Origin of the sequence: Comamonas sp. C11, from assembly GCF_024496285.1 — a bacterium.
Classification (GTDB): domain Bacteria; phylum Pseudomonadota; class Gammaproteobacteria; order Burkholderiales; family Burkholderiaceae_C; genus Comamonas; species Comamonas testosteroni_F.
Map to the genome: position 1 here is coordinate 4366244 of NZ_CP101743.1, position 15517 is coordinate 4381760.

The window sequence follows — 15517 nt, forward strand, 5'->3', positions numbered from 1 at the left end:
ACATGCGTTTTACTCATCCATAGATGATTATTCATCGTTTGCCAGCCCCTGTTCTGCAAACCTAATATGTGTGCAAGCACTCAGGCGGAAATGCGCCTGCAACCCGACACCTTGCATTCAGGAGATGAACATGGCCAATGGCTACCAGTGGGACGACTGCTTCCAGCTCGACCAGCAACTGACCGAAGACGAGCGCATGATCCGCGACGCAGCGCGCGAGTACTGCCAGGACAAGCTCAAGCCTCGCGTGCAAGCCATGTTCCGCAACGAGTCCGTGGACATCAGCATCTTCCGCGAGATGGGTGAGCTGGGCCTGCTGGGCCCCACCATCCCCACGCAATACGGTGGCGCGGGCCTGAACTACGTGAGCTACGGCCTGGTGGCGCGCGAGATCGAGCGTGTGGACTCGGGATACCGCTCCATGGCCTCCGTGCAATCGTCTCTGGTGATGGTGCCCATCAACGAATTCGGCACCGAAGCGCAGAAGCAGAAATACCTGCCCAAGTTGGCCTCGGGCGAGTTCATCGGCTGCTTCGGCCTGACCGAGCCCGACCACGGCTCCGACCCTGGCTCCATGGCCACACGCGCCTACAAGGTCGACGGCGGCTATCGCCTCAAGGGCAACAAGATGTGGATCACCAACAGCCCTGTGGCCGACGTGTTCGTGGTCTGGGCCAAGGAAGTGAGCGAAGACGGCACTGTGGGTCAGATCCGCGGCTTTGTGCTGGAAAAGGGCATGAAGGGTCTGTCCGCCCCGGCCATCCACGGCAAGGTGGGCCTGCGCGCCTCCATCACCGGTGAAATCGTGATGGACGATGTGTTCTGCCCTGAAGAGAACGCCTTCCCCGATGTTCGCGGCCTCAAGGGCCCTTTCACCTGCCTGAACAGCGCCCGCTTCGGCATTGCCTGGGGCGCGCTGGGTGCGGCAGAAGACTGCTGGCACACCGCCCGCCAGTACACGCTGGACCGCAAACAGTTCGGCCGCCCACTGGCCGCCAACCAGCTGATCCAGAAGAAGCTGGCCGACATGCAGACCGAGATCACGCTGGGCCTGCAAGCCGCGCTGCGCGTGGGCCGCATGAAGGACGAGCACCAGAACGTGATCGAGATCACCTCGCTGATCAAGCGCAACAACTGCGGCAAGTCGCTGGACATCGCCCGCATGGCGCGCGACATGCTGGGCGGCAACGGCATCAGCGACGAGTTCGGCGTGGCCCGCCACCTGGTGAACCTGGAAGTGGTGAACACCTATGAAGGCACGCACGATGTGCATGCGCTGATTCTGGGTCGCGCCCAGACCGGCATTGCGGCGTTTGCCAACTGATGGCTCCCCCTGAGCGGCTACGCCGCTTTCCCCCTCCCTGGCGCTTCGCGCCGGAGGGGGACGGCAACCTCGCTGCGGGGCGGCGGGGCCGCCCAGGCCCTTGCTTGTTGCCCTGGCCTCGGGATGATGGCAAAGATTGCTGTCACCGACACCTTCTGCTCACTATCTATTAACGAGCTAGTACCGTTTGATTTGTCTGGGTTTTGAATAGTTTTCAGCTCAGAACCCAGACAAATAAAGCGCAAGCAGCTATTTATTTCATTGTTTCGCTTTACGGGATCATCCGACATGAACGCAAGCTCCACCACTCCCACCGGCGCACTGGCAGGCATCAAGGTGCTGGATCTGTCGCGCGTGCTGGCGGGTCCATGGGCCACGCAGATGCTGGCCGATCTGGGTGCCGATGTGGTCAAGGTGGAGCGCCCGGTTGCCGGCGACGATACGCGCCACTGGGGCCCTCCGTTCCTCAAGGACGATGCGGGCAACGACACCCGCGAAGCCAGCTACTTCACGGCCTGCAACCGCAACAAGCGCTCCATCACCGTGGACATGGCCCACCCCGAGGGCCGGGCTCTGCTGCAGCGCATGGCGCAAGAGGCCGACGTGGTGGTGGAGAACTTCAAGACCGGAGGACTCGCGCAATACGGCCTGGACTATGACAGTCTCAAGGCTCTGAACCCGCGCCTGGTGTACTGCTCCATCACAGGTTTCGGCCAGGACGGCCCCTACGCCGAGCGCGCCGGCTATGACCTCATGGTGCAGGCCATGTGCGGCCTGATGAGCATCACCGGCCATGCAGATGGCGAACCCGGCGGAGGCCCGCTCAAGGTCGGCGTGGCCGTGATCGACGTGTTCACGGGGCTCTATGCCAGCAACGCCATCCTGGCCGCGCTCAACGCCCGTGACAATGCGAGAAACGGCAGCGGTCAGGGCCAGTACATCGATATGGCGCTGCTGGATGTGGGCATGGCTGTGCTGGCCAACCAGGCTGCAGGTTTTCTGGCCACCGGCCAGGCGCCGGGCCGCGCCGGCAACACCCATCCCAGCTTGGCGCCCTATCAAGACTTTCCGACATTGGACGGCAATGTGCTGCTGGCCATCGGCAATGACGGTCAGTTCGCGCGCTTCTGCGCAGCCATCGGCCAGGACGGCTGGGCCCAGGATGCACGCTTTGCCACCAATACCGCCCGTGTACAGAACCGTGCGGCACTGCTGGCGTTGATGAAGCCACAGATGCTTCAGCGCAGCACGGCTGACTGGATTGCGCTGCTGGAAGACAAGGCCGTGCCCTGTGGCCCCATCAACACCGTTGCCCAGGCCTTTGAAGACCCCCAGGTCAGGGCGCGCGGCATTCAGAAAAGTCTGCCGCGAAACGCCAGTGACGGCATTGGCCATATTGCCACCGTCGCCAATCCCATACGTCTGTCGGCCACGCCGGTGACTTACCGCAACGCCCCGCCTGCCCTCGGCCAGCACACCGATGAGGTGCTGCGCGAATTCGGACTTGATGACAACGCCATTGTTGCGTTGCATGAGCAGGGAGTGGTTTGAGGCCTTCACGGCCAAAGCAACCTCCTGACAACAAAAGAGGGCCCAAGCCCCGAAAACCGCAGGCAATTTCAGCAGAAATGCACTGCCAATCACACTTTCCAAGGAGACATTGATGTTCAAGTTCACAGCCACCGTTCTGGCTGCCATGGCTTTTTGCGGCGCTGCACAGGCACAAGGCGCTTATCCCAACAAGCCCATCCGTCTGCTGGTTCCCTTTGCCGCTGGCGGCACGACCGACCTGATTGCCCGCGTCATTGCCGAGCCACTGAGCCGTGAGCTGGGCCAGTCCGTGGTGGTGGAAAACAAGGGCGGCGGCGGCGGCACCATTGGCGCAGCTGAAACGGCACGCGCCAAGCCCGATGGCTACAACCTGGGCATTGCCACCGTGTCCACAACGGCCACCAACCCGGCCATCAACCCCAAGATCACCTACAACGTCGCCACCGATTTCACGCCCATCGTGAACATCGCCGCCACGCCCAACATCATTGCCGCCAATCCCAAGTTTGCGGGCAAGGATTACAAGAGCTTCCTGGCTGAGGTCAAGAGCAACCCCGGCAAGTACTCTTACGCATCGCCCGGTCAAGGCTCCATCACCCATCTGATGATGGAAATGTTCAAGCTGGAAACCAAGACCGACATAGCCCACGTGCCTTACCGTGGCTCCGGCCCTGCGCTGAACGACGCGGTTGCCGGCCAGGTGCCGCTGATTTTTGACAACCTGCCCTCTACCCTGCCCTTCGTCAAGGAAAAGCGCCTGACGGCCCTCGTCGTCGCCGCTCCCCAGCGTCTGGCTGCACTGCCTGATGTGCCTACCTTCAAGGAAATGGGTCTGCCCCAGGTCAACCGCATGGCGTACTACGGCATCGTTGGCCCCAAGAACCTGCCAAAGGAAGTGGTGGACAAGATCAACGCCGCCGTGCGCAAGGCGGTGCAAGATCCTGCGGTGAAAAAGCGCATCGAGGAAAGCGGCTCCATCATCATGGCCGACACCCCCGAAGCCTTTGCCAAGCAAATGGCCGAAGAGCTGGCCGTCTACAAGAACGTGGTGCAAAAGCAGAACCTGAAGATGGAAGACTAAGCGTCTTCATCCCCAAAAAGTCCTCGCAGGTGTGAATGCCTGCGAGGACTTTTTCTTTGTACCGCTCATGCACAAGCAAGGTGCTGGTGCATGAAACTGGTGCAGCTTAGAAACGATGGCGGATACCCACCACCGCGCTGGTGCCGGACTTGTTGGGAATGTCCATGCTCACGCGGTCGTACATGGCCACGGCATAGACATCGGTGCGCTTGGACAGGAAATGGTCGTAGCCCAGGCTGACTGTGGTGCGCGTGCCGCTGACGCTGCCCACTTCCGACTTGGTACGTGCAGCCGCTGCCTTGAAGGTACCGGGCGTGCCGCTGACGGGGATGTCCAGACCCAGCGAGTAGGTGGTGTTCTCGCGATCCTGGGCGTTGATCTTGGCCTGGCCGTAAGTGGCATAGAGCTTGGCCACGCTGAAGTCGTAGCTGCCGCCCACCATCCAGTTGCTCTTGGTCGGCATCACTGCCAGCGATACCGGGTTGTTGATCTGCGCACGCTCGTAGAACGCGGTCAGGCTCAGCGGGCCGCCGAAGTACATCAGGTTCAGGCCCACATTCTTCTTGCCCTTGTTGCCACTGCTGGTCTGCTCGCCGAACTGGTAGTGCACATTGGCCTTCAGGCCGCCGAAGCTGGGCGTGGAATACAGGATCTGGTTGCTCCAGCCGGTGTTGGAGGCTGTGGTCAGGCTGTCCGTTCCCCAGGCTGCGGTCGTCATATTCGCATGCAGCACCAGTGGCGAGACCGTGAAGGAGTCGCCGAACGGGTTGGTCAGCACCGTGGGCAGGAAGTTCGGTGCCAGGCCACGACCCAGGCTCACGCGGCCAAAGCTGCCGGCCAGGCCCACATTGGCATCACGCGAGAAAAAGGGATCGGCATCAAAGCGGCCGGGGGTACCGGTATCGGCACGAAAAAAGCTGGTGATATTGAAGTCGGCCTTGAGACCGCCGCCCAGATCTTCCACGCCCTTCACACCCCACCAGGAAGTGGTCAAACCGCCGGAGCCGACCGAGGCCACACGCTCCTGCCCTGCCAGCTTCATGGAGCCCGCATAGCTATCAATGGTGCCGGTGAGCTGCACGGAACTCTGGGCCTGGGCCGACAGGCTGGCCACAGCCAGGGCGATGGTGGTGAAGGTAGCGACAAACGCTTTCATGGGTGGTTTCCTCTCTAAAAAATTTGAGACAAACCACCCATGCAAGAGTCAGGCCAGTTTTGTATACAAAACTAGGACTTCAAACGGAAGCTGTCGGCCAGCTTCAGCATCATGAACAACCAGAGCGCACCGCCCATGGCAATCAGCAGGCCGCCCACCAGGCCGATATGCGTCATGCCCCATTGCTGGCTGACGATGCTGCCCAGCAGTGCGCCGCCGCCAATGCCGATATTGAAAATGCCAGAGAACATGGACATGGCCACATCGGTGGCATCCGGCGCCAGATTCAGCACCTTGGACTGCATGGACAGCGCAAAGCAGATCATGGCAATGCCCCAGACCGAGCTTTGCAGATACAGGCTCCAGACCTGCGTGCTGCTCATGACCAGCAGCAACAGGCTCAGCGCCAGCACACCGATGGACGCCAGCAGAAAGCCGCGCGGAAAGCGCAGACCGAACCAGCCGAACAGCACGCTGCCCACAATGCCCATGCCGCCATACAGCAGCAGCACAGCCGTGGTCACATCGCCGGCGTGGCCGGCAACGTCCTGCACAAAGGGCTCGATATAGCTATACGCCGTGAACTGGCCGGTAATCACCAGCACCAGCAGCACATAGATGCCGACCAGGGCCGGGCGCCTGAACAGCATGGGCACACTGGACAGGGAGCCGGCGTTCTCGCTGGGCAGCAGAGGTAACAGCTTGCCCAGCACCAGCATCACCGCCGCCGCCACCGCGCCAATGGCCAGAAACGTCATGCGCCAGCCCAGCCATTCGCCCACGATGCGACCCAGCGGAATGCCCAGCACCATGGCCACGGAAGTGCCCGTGGCCAGCAGGCTCAATGCCATGGCCTTCTTGCCCGGAGGCGCCACCCGCACGGCCAGCGAGGCAGTGATGGACCAAAACACAGCATGCGACAGCGCAATGCCGATACGGCTGATGACCAAAGACGCATAGCTCCAGGCCACACCCGAGAGCAGATGGCTGAGTACGAACACCGCGAACACGCCCATCAGCAGCTTGCGCCGCTCCACCTTGCGCGTGAGCAGCATGAAGGGCAGCGAGGCCAGCGCGACCACCCAGGCATAGATGGTGAGCATAAGCCCCACCTGCTCGACCTGCATGTCAAAACTGGCGCCGATGCTGCTGAGCAGGCCGACCGGCACGAACTCGCTGGTATTGAAAACAAAAGCCCCCAGCGCCAGCGCAATCACGCTGAGCCAGGCCTGGGTGGGAGATCGGGTCGATTCGATAGGGGCAGTCAAGGTTTCTGTCATGCAATAAAGGCTTGCCGGCGTCTGGCGCCGCAAAACCCGAAATTGTGCGCTTGCAGCATGACAGCGGACAGACAGCCCGGCCTTGCCCCGCCAATCAATGGGGTCGGGCCTGGCGAAGGCAGGGCCTGATCAATGCGCGACGGTGAAGCGTGCCTTGACGTGTTTGCTCCTGTCCAGTGCATCGATCAGCGCCACGGCCAGGTCCTGCACCGAAATATCGCCGGGCTGACCGTCAGCCTGCATCAACGGTTCGTCCTTGCCCGTGCGGTACTCGGCAGTGCGGCCCCTGGATTGCGCATCGGAGCCGCCATGAAAGCCCACGGCCGGGCTCAGCATGGTCCAGTCCAGAGCGGACTCCTTTTGCAACTCGGCAAACATGTCGCGCGCCGCCGAGGCTCCGGGCTTGATAAACGCCGGGAAGTTGGGCGAATCCACCAACTGCTGGCCATTCACATACAGGCTGCCGGCGCCGCCCACGACCAGATAGCGCTTGATGCCCGCAGCCTTGACGCCTTGCACGATGGCACGCGAGCCCTGCATGAAATCGTCATAGATATTGGGATTTTTCCAGCCTGCGTTATAGGCGCTGACCACCGCGTCGCAACCGGTCACGGCACGCTGCACCTCGTCGGCCTTGAGCACATCGGCCTTGACGAACTGCACATGCTCGCGTGCGGCAGCGGCCTTGCGAACCAGGGCCACGACTTCATGACCGCGACGCAGCAGCTCATCCAGCAATCCGGCACCGACAAAACCCGTGGCGCCAATCAATGCAACCTTCATGGAAAAACCCCTTGTATCTTCAAAAGAGCTAAAGATTAATCGGCATCAATCGCGAGAAAAACCCCTTTCAGCCACCATGACCTTGAAGCAGCACTTCAAAATAGCCTCATGGAAGATTTCAGACGCATGGCCATTTTTGCCGCCGTGGTGGAGCGCGGCAGCATGAGCGCGGCCGCCCGCCAGCTCGACATGACGCCCTCGGCCGTCAGCCAGCATATCCGTCAGCTGGAGCACGATGCTGGCCTGACGCTGCTGCACCGCTCCACGCGCCAGCTGACGCTGACAGATGCCGGCCAGCGCTTTTACATACAGTGCGCCGCCATGTGCGAAGCGGCCAACCGGGCTCGCGCCGAGTTGGCCGCCGAGCATCAGCGGCCCAGCGGCGAACTGCGTCTGGCTGCCCCGGCCGGCTTTACCCAGCATGCGGCCCCTGCGCTGCGCCGATGGCTGGCCATGCATCCTGAGCTACGGCTGCGCCTGCTGATGGATGACACTCCCATAGACCTGATCCAGGCGCGCGTGGATCTGGCGCTGCGCTTCGGCAATCTGCAGGATTCCAGCTGGGTGGCCCGCCACCTGGGACGCAGCGCCACCGTGCTCTGCGCCTCGCCGCATTGGATCAAGGCCCACGGCAGCACGCCTCGACACCCCAGCGAGCTGGCACAACTGCCCTGGCTGGAAATGAGCCGCAGCGACGATCCCCAGGCCGACTTTCTGTGGCGCCAGCAGGGCACGGCGCAGGAGTACCGGCTGCAGGTGCGGCCGCTCATGGTCAGCAACCACCGCAGCGCGGTGCAGCAGTTCTGCGAAGCGGGCCTGGGGCTTGCCCTGCTCTCGGCCCATGACGTGGCGGCAAGCCTGGAAACGGGCAGCCTGGTGCGCCTGCTGCCTGACTGGGATATGGGCATGCTGGATATCTGGGTCGTCACCGCCAGCCGCGACAGCCTGCCCGCCAAGGTGCGCGAGGCCATCGAGGTGCTGCGCGAGTATTTCGCGCAGCTAGAGGGCATGCAGAACTAGCGCAATCCTCGCACACGCAAGGACCCAACCAGCAGCCATCCAGGCCCGCCCCCCAAAGGTCGAAAGCAAAAAAGCCTGCAAATGCGAGGCATCCGCAGGCTTTGCAAAACAGGCCACACCACATGGCCCGGTGCACTCAAGGCAATCAGTTCAGGTCGATAGGCGTCTTGTTGCCGTTCACATAGCGGCTCAGCGTATAGCTGGGATTCTTCATCTCGCCATTCTTCTCGAACTGGATCTTGGAGGTCACCCCCGAGAAGTCGGACTTCTGCAGGAAGGGGATATAGACCTTGGGGTCCCATGAATTGGCACGTTTCATGGCGTCGGCCAGCAGCATGGTGCCGTCATAGAAATAGGGGCTGTAGACCTGGAACTGGCCAGGATACTTGGCGTCATAGCGCTTCTTCCACTCCGTGCCGCCAGGCATCTTGGCAATGGAGGCACCGCCATCGGCGCAGACCACGTTCTCCAGCGGCTTGGCGCCGGCAGCCACCTTGGCCAGCTCGGTCACGCAAATACCGTCACCGCCAAACATCTTGACGTCATTCATGCCCAGCTGGGCCATCTGGCGCAGCATGGGGCCGGCCTGACCATACATGCCGCCGTAGAAGATGGCATCGGGTTTCTTGGCCTTGATGGAGGTCAGAATGGCCATGAAGTCCGTGGCCTTGTCGTTGGTGAACTCGTTGGCCACGATCTTGATGCCGTGCTTTGCGGCATCCTTCTTGAACACATTGGCCAGGCCCTGGCCATAGGCCGTGCGGTCGTCAATCACGGCCACATTCTTGAGCTTGAGATTCTTGGCCGCATAGCTAGCCAGTGCCGCACCCAGGGCATTGTCGTTGGCAATCACGCGGTAGGTGGTGTTCCAGCCGGGTTTGGTCAGATCGGGATTGGTCGCCGCGCCCGTGATCATGGGAATGCCACAGTCCTGGAACACCTTGGAAGAAGGAATCGCCACACCGGAGTTCACAAAGGCCACTGCACCGGCCACCTTGTCATCGCACAGTTTTTGCGAAGCCGCCGTGCCCTGCTTGGGATCAGCCACATCGTCCTCGGCCACCAGCACGAACTTGACCTTCTTGCCGCCGATTTCCATGCCTTTGGCGTTCAGGTCCTCGATGGCCATGCGCACGCCGTTTTCATCGTCCTTGCCGAAGTGAGCCTGAGGGCCGGAGGTCGGGCCGATATGGCCGATCTTGATGATCTGCTCCTGGGCCATCACGCCCCCTGCCATACCTGCTACGACTGTCGCGATACACAACTTGCCAAAATTCTTCATTGCGCACTCCACTCGGTTGAGACAAGACGCAACCTTATGCCCCGCGGCAGGCAATTGGCAATGAGGCAATCACATAGGTGCGGCGAGTGCTACACCGGCACAACAATCAGTGTTTTCAGGGATCGGCAAGTGCGCCGGGCTGTGCTGGACAAACCCGCCGCCAGCCCTTGCTCGCAAAATGGCAGCAGGGCCCCAAAAAAACGCCCCAGACTAGGGCGTTCTTGCATCAACACGTGCCGCTCAGGCTGCCTTGGCCTGCAGGATCGCATCCACCCTGGCATGCTGGTCCAGCGTGCTCAGGCAGGCATGAGCCACCTCCACGCCCTTCTTCACGAAGTGCTGACGGAAGAACTCCACATGATCGCCATGTTCATGGAAGTCGCGCGGCGTCAGCACGGCGGAGAACACGGGCACTTCGGTATCCATCTGCACGCGCATCAGGCCGTCGATCACAGCCGTGGTCACGAATTCATGGCGATAGATGCCGCCGTTGACGATCAGTGCCGTGGCGATCACGGCGTCGAAACGACCGCTTTGCGCCAGCTTCTTGGCCAGCAGCGGGATTTCAAAGGCACCGGGCACGCTGAAATGCGTGATGTTGCCGGCCTGCACGCCCTGTGCCTGAAGCTCGGCCTGGGCAGCATCGCGGGCCTGGTAGACCACTTCGGTGTGCCAGCTGGCGCTGATGATGGCAATGCGGCTGCGGCCTGCTACGGTCTTCCAGGGCGTACCTTCGGAAGTCGCGTGAGTGGCAAAATTCATGGAGATAGGGGTCTGATTCATGGTGGTATTTCCAGAAAATTCCAATGAATCAGGGCGTGCGCTGGTACACCTGCCCATGCGGCAGCGATAGCTGCTGCACCACGGACCGATGCTGCGCGATCTCTTTCATCCGGACTATGACCGTCGGCTCTGGCATCTCACCAGATCTGCTGACCCTTCAGCCTCTGGCGAGACTTCAGGCGCTCGCGGGCTGCCGCAGTCAATGCAATGCATTGCCGCAGATACCGCCGGTGGGGAATTGCACCCCGCCCTGAGAACGCTGCTTTGCAGTGAACCTGAATTCACCGCAAGACGAAGTCATTCTAGCGACGCTTTGGCAGCGCTTTTGACAAAAGGGTCACTATGGCGTCCATCCAAAAATCAAGGTAAAACCGCCCATATCGCACACCCAAAAAGCGAATCAAGCTCTCATTTAATGAGCACTCTGCATCATGAAGTCAACCCGGAACAGCCGCCGGACGTTAAGAGCACAAGGGATTGCGCCCACCCACACCTCACCAGACAAGCCATGAGACCATCCTTGCAGGCATTGATGTCCACCCCCACACGCTGGGCCAGCATGGGGGCTTTGGCCGCCCTGTGCACGGCCTGCGCGGTTCCCGGCGAGTATGACTCCGGCTATGGCGGAGGCTACGGTGGCAGCTATGGCTCCACCACCATCTACAACAGCCAGCCCGTTTATCCGGCCTATCCCGCCTACCCGGTTTACCAGGGCCAGGACCGCAATGACTGGGCATGGCGCGAACGTGAGCGCCGTCAATGGGAGCGCCAGCGCGAGCTGGAACGCGATCGCGCCCAGAACATGCGCGATCGTGAGCAATGGCAGCGTCAGATGGAACGCGACCGCGACCAGCAGCGTATGCAGGATCAGCAGCGCCGCGAATGGGATCGTCAGCAATCCCAGAATCGTCGTGACCAAGACCAGATGCGCCGCCAGCAGGAGCGCGAGCAGCAGCAGCAGCAGTCGCAGCAACGCGAGCGTGACCGCATGCAGGCCGATCGTGATCGTGATCGTGATCGCGATCAGCGCCAGCAGCAACGCCAACGCGAAGGCCAGCAACAAGGCTTTCCTCCTCGCGGTGACTGGCGCTGACCGGACGCTGCGGCACGGCACCGCTTCTGCTTTTCTTGCCGCCACTTCATAATTTGCAGGCACTTAAACGCCTTTGAAGGAGCGTTCATGTCAGAGCCTCTATCTCCCGCCGCCATCATGCGCAAGCTGCCGCTGGGCTTGCTGCTGGGCTGGGCGCTGATCGCAGGCACGGCCCAGGCTCAGGTCATGCGCTGTGTCGATGCCAAGACCGGCGAGGTGACCTATACCAACGGCCGCTGCATCTCGGGCGAAATGAGCACGCAGATTCAGGCGGCGCAAAGCGCCGAGGAAATTGCGACCGAGCGTGCCAATGCCAGCCAGGCTCGGGAGCGCAGCAAGGCCCAGATGGCGCGCGACGATGCCCAGCGCCGTCAGCGTGAAGAGCAGGAGCGCAAGGAACGCGAGGCCGCCGAGAGAGCCCAGGCCCGGGCCGGAGTCAATCTGGAAAACACGCCCGCCTGCCGCCAGGCCCGCGAGCGCTACAACGCCATCCTGGCCGAAGCCAGCCCCGACCCAGCCACCTGGGGTGAGCGCAGCCAGGCAGCCCAGGCCCAGATGGAGATGAGCTGCCTGGGTGCTGCCGCCTACCAGCAGTTGCAGCAAAGCCGGGCGCTGCAGCCCAATGCAATCAACCGTCCGCAATGGGGCTATGGCTATCCTCCCAACCGCTACCCGCCGGCACGTCCCACGCCATCGCAGCCGCCCGCCAAGATCGTCAACTGCAATGTCTTCCGCTGCTATGACAACCGCGGCGGCGTGCATCCGATACCGTAATCCCCTGAAGCGCTTTGCGCCTTCCCCCAGGGGACGACAGCTTCGCCGCGCGGCGGCGTTTGCTTGTCACCCCTTGCTTGGCCGAGCCCATGTTTGAGGGTTGTGCTCTTGGCTCTGCCTAGCTTTGCAGGCCCTCGGTCACCGTGGGATAGCGCAGCCTGAGTCGCAACTCACGCTTGAGCCGCTGATTCGACAGCCGCCGCGACTCGCTCATGAAGCTCAGCAGACTTGCCGGCAGTTCTGCCTGCGCCTGCTCGCGCGAAATGCGCGGCGGCCGGGCCAGGCCGTAGAGATCGGCCGCCAGATCGAAGTAATCCCCCATCTTCAGCTGCGTGTCGTCGCTGGCGTGATAGATGCGCTGCGGCTTGCCGCGCCACAGCGCAAGCAGGCAGGCACGTGCCAGATCGTCGGCATGAATATGGTTGGTATAGACGTCGTCGTCGGCCTGCAGCACGGCGGTGCCTCGCTGCAGCCGGGCGCGGGGCGTACCGCCCTCACGATCCGGTGCGTAGATGCCGGGAATGCGCAAGATGCTGGCCCGCAGACCCAAGCGACCGGCAAAGCGCACGGCGAGCTCGGCATTCACACGGCGCTGAGCTCTGGCGGTCGTCGGCGCAACGGACCGGCTCTCGCTCACCCACTGCCCCTCGCAGTCGCCATAGACCCCCGAGGTCGATGCATAGACCAGGCTGCGCGGCAGACTGCGCAGGCGCAGTGCCCGCATGAGAGCCGTGGTGCGGGTGTCCAGCCACCTGTTGGCATCCTCGGCAGCCAGTGTCGGAGGCGGTGCCAGATGCAGCACCCGCGTCGCGATACCTGCCAGCCTGCGCAGACTGGCCGGATCGTCCAGATCTCCCCACAAAGGCCTCACGGACTGTGCGTGCAGCACCCCGGCCCGCTCCGGGTTGCGGCTCAAGGCCAGCACCTGAATGCCGTGCCTGCCACGACCCGAAGCAACCAGCAATCGGGCCACGCGCCGACCCACATCGCCGTGGCCGACGATCAATAAGCGTTCACGACGAAAGCGCGCTGGCAGCGCGCCCAATGGGCTTTGGTTTGAAGGCAAAATCGGGACCTGCTGCGTACAAGTTCTAAGGAGCCACTGGCGTTGCTGCGACTGCAGCATTGCCGACAAAAAGGCTGCCGTATACGCCTTCAAGGATAACCAAAACGTCATGACCGAGATTGCCCACGCTTCGTTTGAAATTACCGTCCAGCCCAGCGGACGTGCTTTTGCCACTCAGGGCGCTGAAACCATTCTGGCCGCAGCCATTCGCACCGGCGTCGGCCTGCCCTATGGCTGCAAGGACGGTGCTTGCGGCTCCTGCAAGTGCAAGAAGCTCAGCGGCGAAGTCAGCCACGGTACGCACTCGGACAAGGCTCTGACAGCCGAAGAGGAAGCCAGCGGCTATGTGCTGACCTGCTGCGCCACGCCCCACAGCGATGTGGTGCTGGAGTCGCGCCAGGTCACGGACGCCAGCTCCTTCCCCATCAAGAAGATGCCCGTGCGCGTGGCCGCTCTCGAGAAGAAGTCGCATGACGTGATGCAGGTGCGCCTGCAGCTGCCGGCCAGCGAGAAGTTCCGCTACCACGCCGGCCAGTATGTGGAGTTCATACTGCGCGACGGTGCCCGCCGAGCCTATTCCATGGCCACCGCGCCCCATGTGCAGGAGACGGCGCCCGGCATCGAGCTGCATATCCGTCACATGGAAGGCGGCAAGTTCACCGATCATGTCTTCGGCGGCATGAAGGAAAAGGAAATCCTGCGGGTGGAGGGCCCGTTCGGCAGCTTCTTCCTGCGCGAGGACTCGGACAAGCCCATCATCCTGCTCGCCTCGGGCACGGGCTTTGCCCCTATCAAGGCACTGATCGAGCATATGCGCCACAAGGGCATCAACCGCCCCGTCACGCTGTACTGGGGTGGCCGCCGCCCCACCGACCTGTATGACGCCAGCTGGATTGCCGAGCACACGGCCGCCATGCCCCAATTCAGGTATGTACCCGTGATCTCCGATGCCCTGGCCGAAGACGCCTGGACGGGCCGCACAGGCTTTGTCCATCAGGCCGTGCTGGACGACTTTGCCGACCTGTCCGGCTACCAGGTCTATGCCTGCGGTGCTCCCATCGTCGTGGATTCGGCCCGCGCCGCTTATACCAGCGAACGCGCGCTGCCTGCCGAAGAGTTCTACGCCGACGCCTTTACCTCCGAAGCGGACAAGTAAGAACGCTGTTTTGCGCAAACCCCGATGCATTCCATACCGCATCAGGGTTTACGCGCATTTTTCTTGCACAAGTAACCGCCAGTTCCGGAGCCGCTGCAATTTTTTGCACAATAGAACTCTATGAACCGTAGAAACAGCCTTCTCTCGGTCATGGCGGCCGCTGCTGCCTTGGCCTCTCCCCTCTCCCAGGCCCAAGAACCCATCCGTCTGATCGTGCCCTATGCGCCCGGTGGTCCGCTGGACATCACCTCCCGCGCACTGGCAGAGCGGGTGCGCGATTCCCTGGGCGTCGTCATCATCGACAACAAGGCCGGTGCAGGCGGCAACATCGGCGCAGACGCCATTGCCAAGGCCCAGCCCGACGGCATGACCATCGGCCTGGCCGCCACGGCCACCCATGCCGTCAACCCCTGGCTCTACACCAAGATGCCCTATGACGCGGGCAAGGACTTTGCCGGCATCACCCAGATGGTGCGCGTGCCCAATGTGCTGGTGATGAATGCAGCCAAGGCCGAGCAGCTCAAGATCCATGGCGTGGCCGATCTGATCGCCTACGCCAAGAGCCATCCCGGCAAGCTCAACTACGGCAGCGGCGGCAATGGCTCTGCAGGCCATCTGGCGGGCGAGATGCTCAAGCAAAAGGCCGGCATCTTTGCCCTGCACGTGCCCTACCGTGGCGCCAATCCTGCCCAGCTGGCCCTGCTGTCTGGCGAGGTGGACTTCAATATCGACAACCTAGCTGCGGCCGCGCCCAATATCAAGAGCGGCAAGCTGGTGGCTCTGGCTGTGACTTCGCTCAATGCCTCGCCGCTGCTGCCTGGCGTGCCCGCGCTGTCCAAGACCTACCCCGGTTTTGCCATCGACACATGGTGGGGACTGGTTGCCCCGGCCGGCACCCCCAAGCCCGTGCTGGACAAGCTGAGCAAGGCCTTCAATGATGCCCTGCAAGCACCGGAAACCAAGACCCGCTTCAACGCCCTGATGGCCGAACCCGTGGGCTCCACGCCCGCCGAATTCGACAAGTTCATGGCCTCCGAGCGCGCCAAATACCAGCCCATCGTCAAGGCCTCCGGCGCCAAGGTCGACTGACTGGCCCTGACGCTGATTGAAAAAGCCCCGGCAGCCTTACGGCCCCGGGGCTTTTTTATAGGTGATTTCAGTCTCTATC

General features: G+C 62.2%; 14 protein-coding genes and 1 riboswitch. Of the genes, 8 read left to right on the top strand and 6 right to left on the bottom strand.

Going from position 1 to position 15517, the window contains the following annotated elements; genetic code table 11:
• The first annotated feature begins 130 nt into the window (after positions 1-130).
• The 3 genes from NOX35_RS20135 to NOX35_RS20145 all read left to right on the top strand — a co-directional run bounded on the left by NOX35_RS20135 (position 131) and on the right by NOX35_RS20145 (position 3956).
• Positions 131-1324 (top strand): acyl-CoA dehydrogenase, encoded by a 1194-nt coding sequence (locus tag NOX35_RS20135; protein ID WP_256494498.1) that lies wholly within the window; start codon positions 131-133, stop codon positions 1322-1324.
• 288 nt (positions 1325-1612) lie between these two features.
• Positions 1613-2875, top strand: a complete 1263-nt coding sequence (locus tag NOX35_RS20140; protein ID WP_182283853.1) for a CaiB/BaiF CoA-transferase family protein — start codon at positions 1613-1615, stop codon at positions 2873-2875.
• Between the two features lie 112 nt (positions 2876-2987).
• Positions 2988-3956 (top strand): tripartite tricarboxylate transporter substrate binding protein BugE, encoded by a 969-nt coding sequence (locus tag NOX35_RS20145; protein ID WP_182283855.1) that lies wholly within the window; start codon positions 2988-2990, stop codon positions 3954-3956.
• A gap of 106 nt (positions 3957-4062) precedes the next feature.
• Here the strand turns inward: NOX35_RS20145 and NOX35_RS20150 are convergent, their stop codons facing one another.
• The 3 genes from NOX35_RS20150 to NOX35_RS20160 all read right to left on the bottom strand — a co-directional run bounded on the left by NOX35_RS20150 (position 4063) and on the right by NOX35_RS20160 (position 7175).
• Complete coding sequence (locus NOX35_RS20150; RefSeq protein WP_256494499.1) at positions 4063-5112, bottom strand: porin; 1050 nt, start codon at positions 5110-5112, stop codon at positions 4063-4065.
• A gap of 71 nt (positions 5113-5183) precedes the next feature.
• Positions 5184-6392: a sugar transporter gene (locus NOX35_RS20155; RefSeq protein WP_182283859.1), complete on the bottom strand. Its 1209-nt coding sequence runs from the start codon at positions 6390-6392 to the stop codon at positions 5184-5186.
• A 129-nt stretch (positions 6393-6521) separates the two neighbouring features.
• Positions 6522-7175, bottom strand: coding sequence for an NAD(P)-dependent oxidoreductase (locus tag NOX35_RS20160; RefSeq protein ID WP_182283862.1), 654 nt, complete (start codon positions 7173-7175; stop codon positions 6522-6524).
• A 108-nt stretch (positions 7176-7283) separates the two neighbouring features.
• Between NOX35_RS20160 and NOX35_RS20165 the strand changes: the two genes are divergently transcribed.
• Entirely contained in the window at positions 7284-8195 is a 912-nt protein-coding gene (locus tag NOX35_RS20165; RefSeq protein ID WP_182283863.1) for a LysR family transcriptional regulator, read from the top strand.
• A 145-nt stretch (positions 8196-8340) separates the two neighbouring features.
• On the opposite strand, the gene NOX35_RS20170 is transcribed toward NOX35_RS20165, so the two are convergent.
• Entirely contained in the window at positions 8341-9477 is a 1137-nt protein-coding gene (locus NOX35_RS20170; protein ID WP_182283873.1) for a branched-chain amino acid ABC transporter substrate-binding protein, read from the bottom strand.
• A 240-nt stretch (positions 9478-9717) separates the two neighbouring features.
• Complete coding sequence (locus tag NOX35_RS20175; RefSeq protein ID WP_182283875.1) at positions 9718-10260, bottom strand: 6,7-dimethyl-8-ribityllumazine synthase; 543 nt, start codon at positions 10258-10260, stop codon at positions 9718-9720.
• Between the two features lie 93 nt (positions 10261-10353).
• Positions 10354-10522: riboswitch (FMN riboswitch) on the bottom strand.
• Positions 10523-10792: 270 nt separating this feature from the next.
• Between NOX35_RS20175 and NOX35_RS20180 the strand changes: the two genes are divergently transcribed.
• Positions 10793-11353, top strand: coding sequence for a hypothetical protein (locus tag NOX35_RS20180; protein ID WP_256494505.1), 561 nt, complete (start codon positions 10793-10795; stop codon positions 11351-11353).
• Positions 11354-11440: 87 nt separating this feature from the next.
• On the top strand, positions 11441-12127 hold the full coding sequence (locus tag NOX35_RS20185) for a DUF4124 domain-containing protein (RefSeq protein WP_256494506.1): 687 nt from the start codon (positions 11441-11443) through the stop codon (positions 12125-12127).
• A 118-nt stretch (positions 12128-12245) separates the two neighbouring features.
• Here NOX35_RS20185 and NOX35_RS20190 read toward each other — a convergent pair whose 3' ends face one another.
• Positions 12246-13133, bottom strand: a complete 888-nt coding sequence (locus NOX35_RS20190; RefSeq protein ID WP_256496950.1) for an SDR family oxidoreductase — start codon at positions 13131-13133, stop codon at positions 12246-12248.
• 169 nt (positions 13134-13302) lie between these two features.
• Between NOX35_RS20190 and NOX35_RS20195 the strand changes: the two genes are divergently transcribed.
• Both NOX35_RS20195 and NOX35_RS20200 read left to right on the top strand, forming a co-directional pair.
• A complete protein-coding gene (locus NOX35_RS20195; RefSeq protein ID WP_182283882.1) occupies positions 13303-14349 on the top strand; it encodes a CDP-6-deoxy-delta-3,4-glucoseen reductase in 1047 nt (348 codons plus the stop codon).
• 120 nt (positions 14350-14469) lie between these two features.
• A complete protein-coding gene (locus tag NOX35_RS20200) occupies positions 14470-15438 on the top strand; it encodes a tripartite tricarboxylate transporter substrate binding protein (protein WP_232538003.1) in 969 nt (322 codons plus the stop codon).
• The last annotated feature ends 79 nt before the right edge of the window (positions 15439-15517 follow it).